Below are 15,032 nucleotides of genomic sequence, written 5' to 3'. Positions count from 1 at the left end.
TTGTTTTTTTTCGTTTAAAAAAAGCAAAAAACTTAGATTAACAGATTTACAAACTTATTGTATCTTTGTACTCTTAATTAAAAAGGTACCCGATTTATGAAAATGAAATTGTCTCACTACAACTTCGATTTACCTACGGATCTTATCGTTGATAGACCAGCGAAAAACCGTGACGAATCTAGGTTGATGGTTATCAATAGAAAAGATGGATCCATCGAACACAAAATCTTTAAAGATGTAATCGATTATTTTGATGAAGGAGACACATTTGTATTTAATAATACCAAGGTTTTTCCTGCTCGTATGTTTGGAAACAAAGAAAAAACAGGAGCAGAAATTGAAGTTTTCTTACTAAGAGAACTGAGTGCAGAACAAAGACTTTGGGATGTTTTGGTAGATCCTGCCCGTAAAATCAGAATAGGAAACAAGCTTTATTTTGATGAAGAAGAAACACTAGTTGCCGAAGTAATTGACAATACCACTTCAAGAGGTAGAACACTACGTTTTCTATACGATGGTAGCTATGAAGGATACCGCAAAAGACTTTTGGAATTAGGGCAAACGCCACTACCAAAGTTTATCGAAAGAATGCCTGATGCTGAAGATGATGAAAGATTCCAGACTGTGTATGCTAAGCATATTGGAGGAGTTTCTGCTCCCACTGCCGGAATGCACTTTAGTCGTCACTTACTCAAAAGAATGGAGATAAAAGGAGTTAACCAAGCCGAAGTTACTTTACACACAGGTCTTGGAGCGTTTCGTCCAGTAGAAGTAGAGGATTTGTCTAAGCACAAAATGGATTCAGAGCAATTTATTATTGAAAAAAATCATGCCGATTTGATTAATAAAACAATAAATGCCAAACAGCAAATATGTTGTGTAGGAACTACAGCTATGAGAGCTATAGAAAGTTCTGTTTCTACAAATCATTTACTAAATCCAGCAGATGGATGGACAAATAAATTTATTTTTCCACCTTATGAATTTAGAATTGCCAATAGCATGATTACCAATTTTCATCTACCAAAATCTACTTTAATGATGATGGTTTCTGCTTTTGCAGGATATGATTTCCTAAGAGAAGCTTATGATGTGGCAATCAAAGAAAAATACCGTTTCCATACTTATGGAGATGCCATGTTGATTCTATAACGATACATTGAATCGTAAAATCTTATAAAAAAGCTATTTTCTACTGTGAAAATAGCTTTTTCTATTATTTCTAAGAAAAACATGAAATACGAAATCCAATATAGACTGCTCAACGAGGAGGAAAAAAAGATCTTCTATAAAGATTTTATCACTTTTTTAAGTGTTCAAGGAATTGACGGAAAACTATGGAAGGAAACCAAGGAAAAAGAGCCTAAAAAAGCACTATTATTGTTTGCTCAATTTAGTGATTTGGTGATTCACAGAAGTTTGGAAAATGTTATTTTTTTGATGAAAGTACGAGCAAATGAAACCGAAATAATTTTTGCTGATGAAGAATGGATTCATATTCTATCCGTACCTGAAAACACAAAGGATATCGATCATTTAAAATTACTTGTTGATAACAATCCTTTAGTGCAAAAAACTAAAGTAGTTTATCCTTCTATGGGAAGGGAAAAATGGATTTTTATGCTCGTGGAACAACAAGGATATACACCCAAAAAGGAGGATTTTCGAAACCTGTTTGATACCAAATAAAGTCATTTTTCTAGCATTATTCTTAGCATTCTAGCATTATGTCTAATATTTGTGATATTTTTAGTGAAATAAATTCAATTTTGTAAAAAAAGATAAATACTATGAAAGTAAATAAACTATTGCTGGGCTTAGCAACTTTATGTGCTACTACTGGGTTTGCTCAAAAGACAGAAAAAACTGTTGATGTGGCTCCAGCTCCACTTTGGGAATATGATGCAGTGGGAAGATTGAATTTTTCTCAATTAGCACTTCAAAACTGGGCAGCAGGAGGTGAAAACAGCATGTCATTGGTAGGATTTATTGATGGTAAAGCAAATTATAAAAAAGGAAAGGCAAACTGGGATAATAGCCTTAGATTAGGGTATGGTCTTCTTAAACAAGGGGATAAAGAGATATTTAAGTCAGATGACCTTATCGAGCTAAATTCTAAATATGGTTATAAAACTAATAAAAATTGGTTTTATTCAGCATTTTTGGAATTGAAAACACAGTTTGATTACGGATTCCAAAATCCATCTGAAAGAGATACTGTTGTCTCAAATTTCTTTGCACCCGCATTTATGAAAACAGGTTTGGGTATGGATTATAAGCCAAACGATAATTTCTCGGTAAACATTTCTCCAGTGACCATGAAAAATACTTTTGTATTGAGTGATCAGGTAGATGAAACTCGTTATGGATTAGATGCAGGTTCTTCAGTAAGAACAGAGCTTGGTTTTAACCTTACTGCGAATTATAAGACAGAGTTGATGAAAAATGTAAAATATGAAACGACTCTAGCATTGTTCTCAAATTATCTAGAAAATCCACAGAATATTGATGTAAACTGGTCTAATTTAATTACCATGACGGTAAATAAGTATATCAACGTTAACTTTCAGCTAGATATGATTTATGACGATGATATTTTGGTACAAGAAACAGCTGATGGAAGAAAAGTTCCAGGTCTACAGTTAAAAGAAGTTTTGGGAATCGGACTTACTTATAATTTCTTAGGAAAGGAAGTGAAAAAATAAAATCTTATACCATTTAATGGTGTGAATTTTCCCATAGGTATAACCTCAAGAAAGAAAGAAAACACTTTGGTTAATTCCAAGGTGTTTTTTTTGTCACAAGGGTTGAAAAAAAAATTTGAAAAAGTGCACAAAAAAAAAGACTGCCTTCTCCAAGGCAGTCTCAACTCGCACAAAAAATCTTAGTAACAAATAAGAATTAATTCCTACTTGTTTCCTTAACTCTGATTCAAATGTATGACCTCTTTGGTGATTAGAGACTCGATAATCGATAATTGCGTTATATTTATCGATAAATAAACTTGTTTGTCATATTAGTGGTATATTTTTGATTTATAAGACTTTATGGGCGTTTTAAATGTAAAAAGGATATTAATTTTATACATTGATTTATTGGAATAACGCAAGTTTGTCTTAGTCATTATATTAAGGATATTGTTACAATTTCAATTAACTTTGTCTATAAATTTTCGCTATGATAGAAAGTATTTTTACCCTTGGAATTTTAGGACTTTTGGCGGGCTTTGTCTTTTCAATGCCTGTAGCAGGACCTATAGGAGTCGTTGTAACCTCTAATGCTTTAAAGGGACGAAAGCGTTTTTGTACTCGGGCAGCCTTAGGAGCAAGTATTATAGAACTATTCTACGTTCTTATTGTGGTATATGGGATGGCAAAACTGTATAATTATTATAAAGATTATGTACCATATATACTTCTTGTGGGTAGTGTTTTTATATTAGGCGTTGCTTATAAAATTATCAAAACAAAACTTGATTTTGAGCAATTTGATGAAAATGAAGACCTTAATTGTAAAATTAAAAATAAAGGAGGCTTAAGAGCAGGAATGTTCCTAAACCTCACCAATGCCACTTTATTATTCGGATGGCTATCCTCTTCTTTTGTTTTATTGTCTTTTGCTTCTTCAATTGGACTAAACATCGGAGGATTAGACATGCTTTTGAGTCAGAATATGGAAATATTAGAAGAAGGCACAAAAGCACTTGAAACAACTGTACAGGGCGAGAAGACCGCTTCAGATTTTATTCTGTCATTTGTTTATGCTCTTGGTGTTGCAATAGGAGGATACCTGTGGTTTGTATTACTTACTAATCTTCTAATTAAATACCGTAAAAAATTTAAAGTATCACATATCAACCGACTCATTCATGTTTTAGGGTATGTGTTGGTAGTCATTGCTTTGTTTCTTATTTATGAAGGAATACAGTTTCTAAATGTTTAATAAGAACAGTGCTCCTGATTTTTTTAAAAATAAGTTTTCACTCCTCATCTGAATTTCCAATCGGTATTAAGACTAAATTAACTCAAAAATCCTTTAGAAACCTTAATTTTACTTCCCAAAAGAAGAATTATACCGATTACTTGTTGAATACCACTTACTTCACTACATTCGCAAAAGAATTTGAACAAAGTATTGGTACATATCGGTAAATTAACAATAGAAATGGTATTATGTGGTTTTCTAGAAGACGTTTAAATAAAGCACTCAAGGAGGCAGAAATACTCAAGATAGATGATGATTCCAAAATTGTTTTTATGAGTGATGCTCATAGAGGTGATGGTGGTTTCTCTGATGATGCCGTTAAAAACCGCAATATTATGTCTCATGCTCTGGGAAGCTATTTTAAAGAGGGCTTTACCTATATTGAGCTAGGTGACGGGAATGAGCTTTGGGAAAATATCTATTTTAAAACGGTATATCGTGCTCATAAAAACACTTTTTTGAGGATAAAAGATTTTTATGACGACAATCGTTTGTTTATGATTTGGGGAAATCATGATATGGTTTATAGAAATCCTAAAACTGTCAAAAGACATTTTAGTGAAATGCTGGATGCAAAAACCGATAAAATGGTTGATTTTATGCCCAATCTCAAATACCATGAAGCTCTAAGAATACAGTATAAAGATCGACAAGTTCCGCTATTAGCACTGCATGGACATCAGGCAGATTTCATGAATTATTCAATGTGGAAATTCAATCGTTTTTTTGTTCGTTTGATATGGAAATGGCTTCAGTCTTTTGGTTTTTATGATCCTACTTCGCCTGCTCAAAATCATATCGAGCTTATTAGGGTAGAACGCAGAATAAAAAAATGGATTCATGAATCCAAAACGATGGTTATTGCAGGGCATACGCATCGACCAAGATTTCCCTCGCCAAATGAAACGCCTTTTTTTAATGATGGAAGCGGAGTGCATCCACGTTCTGTTACTGCTATTGAAATACAGTACGGATATATTTCTCTTGTAAAATGGCATATAATCACTGACGATATGGGATATCTTAAAATAGAAAAAGAAACCCTTGAAGGTCCCATGTGTTTAGAAGATTATTGGGCGGCTTTTGAAGCCTAATACAGAAAAGACATTGTAATGAACCATAAAAAAGCCTTCCGATTTCTCAGAAGGCTTTTGTCATTTTTCTTTGGTTGGTTTACCCAATGGTTTGGGTGGTATTATTAGTGCTTAGAAAGGTAATCTGCAGTACCTTCATGAGAAGCTTTCATACCTTCTTTACCTTCAGCCCAGTTTGCAGGACAAACTTCACCGTTTTCTTCAAAGAAAGTAAGAGCATCTACCATACGCAATGCTTCGTCTACATTTCTTCCTAATGGTAAATTGTTTACCAATTGATGTTGTACAACTCCATTTTTGTCAATCAAGAATAAACCACGGTAAGCAATTAGTTCTTGAGTAGCGTCTAGTTCGTCGCTTTCATTATAGAAATAATCTCCTGTTAAAACATCAAAGTTTTTAGAAATCGTTTTGTTTGTATCTGCCACTAGTGGGTAAGTTACACCTTTGATTCCTCCTTCGTTTTTAGACATTTGAAGCCATCCCCAGTGACTCATTTCTGTGTCTGTAGATACGGCTACAACTTCTGTATTTCTTGATTGGAATGCCTCCAATTTCTCTTGGAATGCATGTAATTCTGTTGGACAAACAAATGTAAAATCTTTTGGGTAAAAGAAAAGAACTACATTTTTCTTTCCGATAAACTGCTCAAGTGAAAAGTCAGCTTCTATTTGACCTCCATTAACTACGGCACTTGCCTTAAATGCTGGAGCTTTTTTTCCTACTAATACTGCCATTTTTTTGTTTTTTAGAAATTATAGGAACAAAAGTAGCACCTTTTATGGAATAGAGAGGTTAAGATTTATTAAAGTTTTTTATACTCATATCAATTTTATCTATCAGATATTTTTTTGGGAGTTTGGATGATCGATTTGATCTACAAAGGAAGATTAAACAAATTGATTTATAATAAAGTGTCTTTTTTTTCTTGCAAATATTCTTTCAGAGAAAGGAGCATCATATAACTTGCTCCCCAAATAATTCTTTCTTGCCAAAAAATGCATGGAAATAAACGAGTTTCCCCTGTAAATAACTCAATGGGTTTGTTTTGAAAAAAGGAATTGTCCCATAAGATTTCTAAAGGGAGCGAGATAAACTCTGCAACTTCATTTGGGTCTAAATTGAGCGCAGGAAGTGGTCCTTCAAAATCGATAAAAAAAGGTCTGACCTTAAAATTGGATGCATGGATATAAATGTCGGGTAGCCGATCTTTCACGGCTGAAATAGGAACCGAAATTCCACTTTCCTCAAAGCATTCTCTTAAACAGGTATCTAGAAGATTCTTGTCGAATCTTGAGTCAAATTTTCCCCCAAAAAATCCAATCTGATTACTATGAACTCCTGGGTATTTGTTTCTCAAGATCATGGCTATTTTTTTTTGAGAACTAAGTTCATCCTGATACAAAATAACTCCTACTGAAGCTGTTTTTGCATCTGGAAAATAAGTTTTTGGGAAAAAAAGAAAGTCGGGAGAAAATTCCATGATTATTGAATAAGTAGTAATTCTACGAATATAATCAATTAAATATTGAAGGCTAGAAAGCACTCCATTCTTTTGTAATTCATAGTATGGTACTTTAGAGTGAAGAATCCCCTATAATATATTATTGCTTATTTTTGCGAATCTAATATTAATCGGTATTAGACAAATTAGAAAGAATCTTCCGTGAAAATATATCATCATATAAACGAATTTGAACATCAGAACAAATCGGTAATTACCACAGGTACTTTTGACGGAGTCCATATTGGACATCAAAAAATTCTTGAAAAGCTTATCGAAACTGCCAAAATCCACCAAGGAGAAAGTGTTTTACTTACTTTTCATCCGCACCCAAGATTGGTTTTGCAGAATGATAGAGATTTGAAGCTCATTCAAACCATGGATGAAAAAATTGCTGCTTTAGAAAAAATTGGCTTAGATCATTTAATTATTCATCCTTTTACAAAAGCTTTTTCTCAGTTGAGTTCTTCAGATTTTATTCACAGTGTTTTAATAGAGCAACTGGGAGCAAAACGTCTTGTAATAGGTTATGATCATCAGTTTGGTAAAAATAGAGAAGGTTCATTTGCACATCTCAAAAAATATGCTTCCAATTATCAGTTTGAAGTAGAGGAAATTTCTGCAAAAGATCTTAACGAGGTTACCGTAAGCTCTACAAAGATTAGAAATGCCATTCTTGCTGGTGAAATAAAACAGGCAAATGAGTATCTCACAAGATCTTATGAACTTCATGGAAAAGTAGCTCATGGGGCAAAAATAGGGCGAACTTTGGGTGTTCCCACCGCAAATATTTCAGAAATAGATCGTCATAAAATTCTACCAAAAGAAGGGGCTTATTTTGTGAAAGTGTTGCATGAAAATAAAAGCTATTTTGGGATGCTTAATATTGGTTTTAAGCCCACTTTAGATCAATCTCAAAAACAAAGTATAGAAGTTCATATTTTTGATTTTCAAGGAGATTTGTATGATCAATCTATAGAAGTTCTATTTTTAGAAAGAATAAGAGACGAGAAAAAATTCCCAACACTTGAGGCACTTAAAAAACAATTATCTTTAGATAAAGCATGGTGTCTTGAGCGAATTGATTAATGTTTATGGTAAATGAACACGAAAATAGGATTATTTCTGAATACAGATATTAAAGTTTTTGTTATTTTTAATCTGGTAATGAGCTCCTAAAGTATAAATAATTTGTGTTGCCAAAGCATCTTGATACTCCGCTAAGGTTTGCTCATAATTAAACAAACCGTTATCATGATAATTCAGTATCCAGGATTGGTTAGATTTTATTGAAAAGAATATAGAGATAAGGGCGTTATTGGTGCTTTGCTGAAAACTGTGCTTTATGGAGTTGATAATTAGTTCAATAATCAAAAGTCCTAAGTATTTCAAATCATCTTCTTGAATAGTTTGTTTATCAGTTATTTCTAAATGAATTTCGCCTTCATATGAAAGCCCATTTTTTAATAAAGAAATTACTTCCTCAATATAATCTTGAGTGGAATAGAGTTCGTTTTTAGAATAGATGAGTTTATGGATTTCTCCAATGGAAAGCATTTTGAGCTGAAAAGTTTGGGTGTCAAATTTCCCATCTTTTCCTAGTTTTTCCAATGAAGCTAAATTCGCAGCGAGTTGAATACTATTCATAATACGATGATTCGCTTCTTTGATCAATAAATCGGATTCTGCTTTTATTTCTTCACTTCTTTTTTGATGAAATTTTGCTTTCTGCTCTTCAATCCTTTTTTTCTTTCGAATACGTAAGCTATAAATAAAGATGGTCAAAATGAGTCCAAGAGAAATTAAACTGATCAGCCACTTAATGGTGGTGTTGGATTTGCTTATCTGTTTTTTTTCTTTCTCAAAAGAAGCAGATTGAAATTTATGTAAAGCAACGTATTTTCTAGAGGATTCATCGGTATTGGTGTCAAGTTCTAAACTAGATAAAGCATCCTCTATTTTTCCCATTTTTAAGTTGTTAAATACCCTTAATCTTTTTACTTTTGATTGAAGTTGTGAATGGTTTTCGATTCTGAAAAAATTTGATTCAAGCGTATCTAGATATTGATTTGATTGCTCAAAATCTTTTAATCTAGAATAGAGAAAAGCAATTTTGTATAGATGATTATGACTATATACAGAGTTTTTTTTTAGGTATATTCTTGAATGATTTAAGTGTGTTTTTAATTTTTCTGTAAGTGAATTTTTTTCATCTTTTGAAGCTTTTAAATTTTCGGTAATTAAATTTTTAAAGTCTTGTAAATTTTCGTGTTGATAGTTTATGTTTGAGTTTCTCGATTGGAGAAGTGCACTATCTTGAATAATTTCTTCAATACCCACCAAGGCCTTTTTAAAGCACCTTTGCGCTTCTTCCTTTTCATCAATTAGATCTTTTGCTAAACCTATGTTATTTAGCATGCTAACCCTTCTAAGGGGTTCTTGAGTTCGATCATAAATATTTTTATAAATTTGTATGGCTTTCTTAAACTGAAAAGTCTCATAATAGAGACTACTCAAGCTATCATTATAATCATCAGGAAGAATGAGGTGTTTATAGTTGTTGAAATCTATAATCACATCGATTACTTTCTCCGATGCACCGATACTTCTATAATATCTCGCTTTAAAGTTGAAATATAAATGAACCATAGCAGATTTTTCTGTTCTTCTACTGAACGCTTCTTCTATGGAGGAAAAAAGATCTTCTATCTCTTGATTTTTTCCAGTGGTATATTTAAACAAGAATAACACCTTAGCAAAATCTGCGTAGGCGTTATCAAAGCTTGAAACGTCCTTAATGGTGAGCTTTAAAGAGTCTATTTTTTTTAAATGATGTAAAGATTCCTTGTTTCTAAAGTCAAGAAACATGTCTTTAACAACTTGTCTATAAGTGCTTTTAAAATATTGATCCTGGTCTGGATAGTTCTGCCCAAAAGCATATTGATTATAGGATGCACTAATCAAAACAACAAAAATATACGTGCGAATATATTTTATCATCTGTTCTATATTTTTTATTTGAATCTTAATCTCATTTCAGGTCGATATTTTTCTGAAATGGGTATCTGGTGATTTTCTATTTCAAAATAACGATAATTATAATGAAAAATATGATCAGGATTTATCAAGAAACGAACATGTGTGCGAATAAAGCTTTTAAAATCATGTGATTCGCAGTAGTCATTTAATTTTCCTCTTACCATAATTTCCTTTCCATTTGTCAAAAAGAAATTTACATAGTTTCCATCACTTTGTAGAAATAAAATATCCTTGATGCTTAAATGATAGTACTTTTTACCATCGTTAATTTTTACTTTTGAATATTCTATTTCTGTTGCTTCATTTATTTTAGTAGTGGCAATATTGATATTTACTAAAAGTGTAGTATCATCATAAGGTTTCTTGATATAGCATATTGGATCCAGAGCAAGGACTTCTTTGATAGTTTGGTTGTCACAAAGCCCTGTGAGAAAAATAAAAGGGATATTAGGATAATCATCTTTTAACCTCTTACCAATATCAATTCCGGTGAGTGTTCCCTTGAGCATGATATCGATAATGACAAGATCTATTTGCTCAAAGTCACCTTGAGAAAAAAATTGTTCGCCTGAAGGGAATGTTTGGTGTACGTTGTAGCCATTATTGCTTAATATTTTTTTTAGTCCAGTAGCTAAGAAGAAATCATCTTCTATGATGGCTAAAGAGATTTGTGTATCCATTTTGATCGGGTGCGTTTATTGCAAAAATACATTATATTTTTTACACTGTTGCAACAAGTGTTTTTAATGATAAATTAACTTTTATGATTATTTGATTATCAAACAAATTGTGTAAAAGCATAAAGAACACTCTCGTTCTCGAGAGTGTTCTTTAAATAAACCCACAATTAAAATTTATGAACAAACGAAAGAATTAAATACGACCATTTATAGTGGTAATTTACTAATCACAATAATTAGTGAATCCAAAAGTTATTTAAAGCATTTGATTGTTCAGGTGCGGCAAATTTATCTTTGTAGGTTTTTTTACACTTGTTAAGAACATGATGTCACAGGTTCTGTTCCTCTTGAAGAATAGGATTTTCCGTTGTACTTCTGGAGTCAAAAAATCTTACTATCGCTTGGAGTCTTCAGTAGGTGAGATATATGGAGCTGCTATTCAATTTCACTCGAGCTTACATGAAAAAAAAGATATTAAGATTGTAGTAACGGACCGTACAAATAATTTTCTTTTTAACATTTTTGGTGCATTTAACATTAGATAAAACAAATATGATAATTATTAAATTTTGGACTTATGAAGATTTGGTTTATGTGATAATTGTGTTTTTTTTTGTGATGCTTGCGAGTTTTACCTTTTGGTATTATGTCCTTTTATACTATTAAACCATTTTTGGTGATAATGGCTCATCAGTATTACTTGTTGGAATGTTGGATTAAATACTTCAATTTTTTTTAAATAATAATGGATTTGTAGGCAAAATTGTCTTGTACGAGTTTTGCATTGCAAATAGAATGTTTAGGGATTGAGTAGAAAGACAGGATAAGTGGTATTTAGTACTTGATCGGGTAGTGTGGTACGAATGGTTTTTTTAAAATTTTCTACTCTTTCACAAAAACATCGGTGATTCTCACAAAATAAATGAAGAGATTGTGATAAAGGGTCTAAAACATTAGATTTATATAAAAATAAATTTTTTAAAATGAAACATCTGCTATTATTCGCACTAACTGGTGTACTTGCCTCAAATTTAAGTGCACAAATCGGTATAGGTACAACCAATCCTCATCCTTCCTCTATTCTGGATATTACTTCAGATAGTAAGGGGCTTTTGACACCAAGAATGACCACTGCTCAAAGAGATGCTATAAATGGAGGTTCGCCTTCTGAAGGTTTATTAGTTTACAATACAGATGCGAATTGTCTTCAGGTTTTTGCAGCTTCGCAATGGAAAGATTTATGTTCTGGTGGTGGAGGAACTTCCCCCGGTTCTGGGTCCAATGGAGGTTTAAGTATTTCTTCAATCACAGGAAGCGTGGGTGGGCAATACCCAGGCTTTGCCAATACATCAGTTTATAGAAATATTACATCAGAGCGTATCAACCTCATCAGTAGATCTGCGCAACGCACGAATATTATACATTTGGGCGAAAACAGAAAAAAATTCTATGTAAATTCTGGTGTAATTTATAGTATTTTACCGCAATATCGGAGTATCCTTACACCTTACCCGAGTTCAACTCTCAATGCCGATGAAACTGCCTTAGGAACCGTAGAGTTGAAAGCAATAAGTGAACAGGTGCCAAATAAAACATGGAAAGAATTTACTTTTATTCCTAATGGAGTAAGTCATATAGCCGAAACTTTTATGTTGGCAGAAGATGGATCGCTCTATGGTATGAGTCTTTACCAAGGTGGAGCTTTAACTCAACCCGCCTGGGGTATGACATTGAATTTGATAGATCCCAATAACCCCAATAAGGTGCTTAATCTGGATACTGCTTTATATTCAGGGAGTAAACGATATCAAATGACCCAGATGTACGCAAATGGGAATAATGTCAATATCAAATTCGATAATATCTTTTTAACAAAAAAACAAAACAATTTAGATTTTTCACTATATACATATTCCTATTCTGAGAACAAATTTTATTCTGCTGGGAGAAAAAGATCAAGTTCTTCACCTTATGTAAGTAAAGTTACGAGTAGTGAGTTGCATCAATCTGTAGCACCGGCAACGCTAAAGGAATCTTTTACTCTAAGAGAAGCCGATGTTCTTAATGATGTATTAGAAATGTTTAATACAAAACTAAAACGAGCAGCAGATGATGAGGTGACGTTTTGGGTAGAAAAGGATACCCCACGTGCTTTTATGATTACCGAAGATGGATTTGCAAATGTTGTTCAAGGAAATATAATCAGGCGTATTGAATTCCCTACAGGTGTCAGTGCGAAAAGTTATGTAGGAGAATATGTTCATGCACCTATTCTAGCGAGTGATGGAAAACTTTATGATTCAGGATTGAATTCAGCATCGTATGCACCCATTGTTTATACTTTGCGATACGAAACTCATAATGGAAAGAATTATTCTATTTATGAAAATCTGAATTTAAAAAATAAATTATATGCACCGAATGCTACTGATTTAAATAATTTGAATATTCGAAGTGCTCATGGAGGATTTGGGCAATCGGTATTTCTTACTCAGGATAGTGTCTTGTATTTTCATAGTAATTTACAATATTATATGACCAATACTGATTATACAGATGATGTAGTGAATTTATCTAATCTTTATTCTTTGAACCCAATAAAAAGGGTTATCTCTAAAATAAGCGGTAGAGGTGCTTTAGTTTGTGATAATCAGGAAGTTTCTTTTGTAGTTAATGCATACAATAATGGTGGGTCTTATGAATGGTGGACAAGAGCTGCGGGTATTATAAATTCTAATGTTCTAAGATATGATGATAAAGGGAATCCATATCGGTCTAATGCTAATTTTTTACCTGTACTGTGGTATAATTATAAGTCTATGTAACGTATTCTATCAAATCGATACTTTTTTACAAAAAAGCACTCTTTTCTGAGTGCTTTTTTTTGTATTAATACCATTTTTGGTATTAATTTATTCATAATTATCATACCAATTCATTGCTAAAGCTCAATTATGAATGCATTGATACAAGTGATTTTAGTAATTGGTATAATGCAAAGATGTGAATAAAAAAAAGCCACCAAAAATTTGTTTTGGTGGCTAACTAACATTCAAAATATACAACAACTTATATAATTACTCACTGATATTATGGACAAGTTGTATTTGATGAATTATACACAGCAGTCGATAAATTTAGAGCGCCATAAGTAGGTATTCCATCATCATTGGTTTCTAAGGTGTTTATAAAACCATTGGCTCCTACATTATTTATATCATAGGCGAAATTAGGATTCCCTTGTGCTCCTGCTAAGCCAGCCTCATAAGCATCCGAACAACCATCACCATCAGAATCGGTGTCTAAGTGATTTGGAATTCCGTCGTTGTCGAAGTCTTGAGGCGTACTCGTGGAGGTAGCTGCTTCAAATATCCAACCCATACTGTTTGCTTGTGCAGCATCCCATAGATGAAGTTTTGTTTGAGTGTATAAACTATCAAAACTAACTTTAAGTGAGTGATTACTCGAACTGTTTGCCATATTCAATAAGACTTCTTTTAAAGAATTTCCTGAATTAGAATAAGCTGTTGAGAAACTCGCCTGACTCCCGATGTCTGAGGGTTGATAATCAGCTGGATTTGTAGAATAATCTTGATCAAAATCTTTTACATTACCGATTTTATTAGAGTTATTGGGGTCTATATAGAATATGGCAGCGTCTCGACCAGGAGTTGGGATATTCGATAATGTAGCATTTTCAAATGAGTAGGCATCTTTTGTAGCACTATGGCTAGATAAACTATTTATTTCTGAAATATTCAACTCATCAAATTTCCATGGTGTTGGGGAGTATTGTGTTGTAAATAATAAAACAGCATAAGCCCTTGGACCATTTTTAAGAGCATTCCCACTATAATCTTTAATTTGTCCTAATAAAGTGAATGATGCAGGTACAGAGGCATTGGCATCATCTTGATACAAGTCCACAATATCCAAGGCATATTGCCCTGAAGCATCTGAGATTCTTAAACCTCTATATCCCGTATAGCTATTGAGACTATCTAAAGATGCTCCCCCATAAGGATTTCCGTTCCCAGTGGGAATAGTCGTAGCTTGATTCAAAACAATAGTTTGATATTCTTCTGCGTCTAAAATACCATCGTTATCATCATCAATGTCCACATTATTAGGAATTCCATCTCCATCTCTATCTTCTAAGGGACCAAGATTTGTTGATTGAGAACACCCTGGAATATTAGTCCAAGCAGTTCCATTATAAAACGATAGTCTTCCATCAGTGCAGCAGTCCGTACAGAATACAACAAGTCCTTCCACAGCCCCATTGATAGCACCTCTTTGGGTTTCAGTCATTCTTGGTGGTAAGAACCCTTTATTAGTGGAGGTAACATCTAAAATCGCCGATGCATCTGGATTTGACGTACCAATCCCCACTTGTGCTAAGGACAAAAACGGAATTATGAAAAAGATTCCTCTTATGCAATTTTTATAGTGCATTTTACTATTTTTTTTAATTAATAATGCAAAAATGCGGGTATTGAATCAACCAAAATTGTACTTAATACTATTTGTGATTTTGTGGCTTTATTTTGTGATTTTCACGAATAACAAAGGTTTTATTTAAAATTAATGAATTTGATATCAATTTATTAGGTTGTGTTTATTCTGTTTAAGAAAGGATGTATCATTAAATGCTAAAATTCGAAAAAGTCATTTTTTATAGTGTATTTTTCCCAAATGCTTTACTAACACCAACTAATGGCTTTCATTAGC

12 protein-coding genes are annotated in these 15,032 nt (G+C 32.8%); 7 read left to right on the top strand and 5 right to left on the bottom strand.

Annotation, left to right across the window (positions count from 1 at the left end; genetic code table 11):
• Nucleotides 1–102 precede the first annotated feature (102 nt).
• The 5 genes from queA (at nucleotide 103) to N4A45_03630 (ending at nucleotide 5,078) form a co-directional block, all read left to right on the top strand.
• On the top strand, nucleotides 103–1,152 hold the full coding sequence (gene queA / locus N4A45_03650; GenBank protein MCT4664314.1) for a tRNA preQ1(34) S-adenosylmethionine ribosyltransferase-isomerase QueA: 1,050 nt from the start codon (nucleotides 103–105) through the stop codon (nucleotides 1,150–1,152).
• A gap of 81 nt (nucleotides 1,153–1,233) precedes the next feature.
• Nucleotides 1,234–1,689, top strand: a complete 456-nt coding sequence (locus N4A45_03645) for a DUF6495 family protein (GenBank protein MCT4664313.1) — start codon at nucleotides 1,234–1,236, stop codon at nucleotides 1,687–1,689.
• 101 nt (nucleotides 1,690–1,790) lie between these two features.
• On the top strand, nucleotides 1,791–2,705 hold the full coding sequence (locus N4A45_03640) for a DUF3078 domain-containing protein (GenBank protein ID MCT4664312.1): 915 nt from the start codon (nucleotides 1,791–1,793) through the stop codon (nucleotides 2,703–2,705).
• 472 nt (nucleotides 2,706–3,177) lie between these two features.
• Nucleotides 3,178–3,942: a LysE family transporter gene (locus N4A45_03635; protein MCT4664311.1), complete on the top strand. Its 765-nt coding sequence runs from the start codon at nucleotides 3,178–3,180 to the stop codon at nucleotides 3,940–3,942.
• A 230-nt stretch (nucleotides 3,943–4,172) separates the two neighbouring features.
• A complete protein-coding gene (locus tag N4A45_03630; protein MCT4664310.1) occupies nucleotides 4,173–5,078 on the top strand; it encodes a metallophosphoesterase in 906 nt (301 codons plus the stop codon).
• 104 nt (nucleotides 5,079–5,182) lie between these two features.
• On the opposite strand, the gene N4A45_03625 is transcribed toward N4A45_03630, so the two are convergent.
• Nucleotides 5,183–5,815 carry a peroxiredoxin gene (locus tag N4A45_03625; protein MCT4664309.1) on the bottom strand — a complete coding sequence of 211 codons (633 nt, stop codon included), beginning with the start codon at nucleotides 5,813–5,815 and terminating at the stop codon, nucleotides 5,183–5,185.
• Nucleotides 5,816–5,982: 167 nt separating this feature from the next.
• Entirely contained in the window at nucleotides 5,983–6,624 is a 642-nt protein-coding gene (locus tag N4A45_03620) for a CoA pyrophosphatase (protein ID MCT4664308.1), read from the bottom strand.
• Nucleotides 6,625–6,744: 120 nt separating this feature from the next.
• Between N4A45_03620 and N4A45_03615 the strand changes: the two genes are divergently transcribed.
• Nucleotides 6,745–7,671 (top strand): bifunctional riboflavin kinase/FAD synthetase, encoded by a 927-nt coding sequence (locus N4A45_03615; protein ID MCT4664307.1) that lies wholly within the window; start codon nucleotides 6,745–6,747, stop codon nucleotides 7,669–7,671.
• Nucleotides 7,672–7,701: 30 nt separating this feature from the next.
• Here N4A45_03615 and N4A45_03610 read toward each other — a convergent pair whose 3' ends face one another.
• Together N4A45_03610 and N4A45_03605 are read right to left on the bottom strand one after the other, a co-directional pair.
• Nucleotides 7,702–9,582, bottom strand: a complete 1,881-nt coding sequence (locus N4A45_03610; GenBank protein ID MCT4664306.1) for a hypothetical protein — start codon at nucleotides 9,580–9,582, stop codon at nucleotides 7,702–7,704.
• Nucleotides 9,583–9,596: 14 nt separating this feature from the next.
• Nucleotides 9,597–10,301, bottom strand: a complete 705-nt coding sequence (locus N4A45_03605; GenBank protein MCT4664305.1) for a DNA-binding response regulator — start codon at nucleotides 10,299–10,301, stop codon at nucleotides 9,597–9,599.
• A gap of 983 nt (nucleotides 10,302–11,284) precedes the next feature.
• On the opposite strand from N4A45_03605, the gene N4A45_03600 reads away from it, so the two are divergent.
• Nucleotides 11,285–13,126, top strand: coding sequence for a hypothetical protein (locus tag N4A45_03600; protein ID MCT4664304.1), 1,842 nt, complete (start codon nucleotides 11,285–11,287; stop codon nucleotides 13,124–13,126).
• 265 nt (nucleotides 13,127–13,391) lie between these two features.
• Here N4A45_03600 and N4A45_03595 read toward each other — a convergent pair whose 3' ends face one another.
• Nucleotides 13,392–14,756, bottom strand: a complete 1,365-nt coding sequence (locus N4A45_03595; GenBank protein ID MCT4664303.1) for a hypothetical protein — start codon at nucleotides 14,754–14,756, stop codon at nucleotides 13,392–13,394.
• Between the last annotated feature and the right edge of the window lie 276 nt (nucleotides 14,757–15,032).

Source organism: Flavobacteriales bacterium (assembly GCA_025210805.1).
In the GTDB taxonomy this organism is placed as follows: domain Bacteria; phylum Bacteroidota; class Bacteroidia; order Flavobacteriales; family CAJXXR01; genus JAOAQX01.
Note: the sequence above shows the minus strand (reverse complement) of the source record. Positions and strands in the feature narration are given on the sequence as shown.

Bases quoted from the DNA above. Each gene is read 5' to 3' on its own strand.
- queA (MCT4664314.1), top strand. From the start codon at position 103: ATGAAATTGTCTCACTACAACTTCGATTTACCTACGGATCTTATCGTT.
- N4A45_03645 (MCT4664313.1), top strand. From the start codon at position 1,234: ATGAAATACGAAATCCAATATAGACTGCTCAACGAGGAGGAAAAAAAG.
- N4A45_03640 (MCT4664312.1), top strand. From the start codon at position 1,791: ATGAAAGTAAATAAACTATTGCTGGGCTTAGCAACTTTATGTGCTACT.
- N4A45_03635 (MCT4664311.1), top strand. From the start codon at position 3,178: ATGATAGAAAGTATTTTTACCCTTGGAATTTTAGGACTTTTGGCGGGC.
- N4A45_03630 (MCT4664310.1), top strand. From the start codon at position 4,173: ATGTGGTTTTCTAGAAGACGTTTAAATAAAGCACTCAAGGAGGCAGAA.
- N4A45_03625 (MCT4664309.1), bottom strand. From the start codon at position 5,815: ATGGCAGTATTAGTAGGAAAAAAAGCTCCAGCATTTAAGGCAAGTGCC.
- N4A45_03610 (MCT4664306.1), bottom strand. From the start codon at position 9,582: ATGATAAAATATATTCGCACGTATATTTTTGTTGTTTTGATTAGTGCA.
- N4A45_03605 (MCT4664305.1), bottom strand. From the start codon at position 10,301: ATGGATACACAAATCTCTTTAGCCATCATAGAAGATGATTTCTTCTTA.
- N4A45_03600 (MCT4664304.1), top strand. From the start codon at position 11,285: ATGAAACATCTGCTATTATTCGCACTAACTGGTGTACTTGCCTCAAAT.
- N4A45_03595 (MCT4664303.1), bottom strand. From the start codon at position 14,756: ATGCACTATAAAAATTGCATAAGAGGAATCTTTTTCATAATTCCGTTT.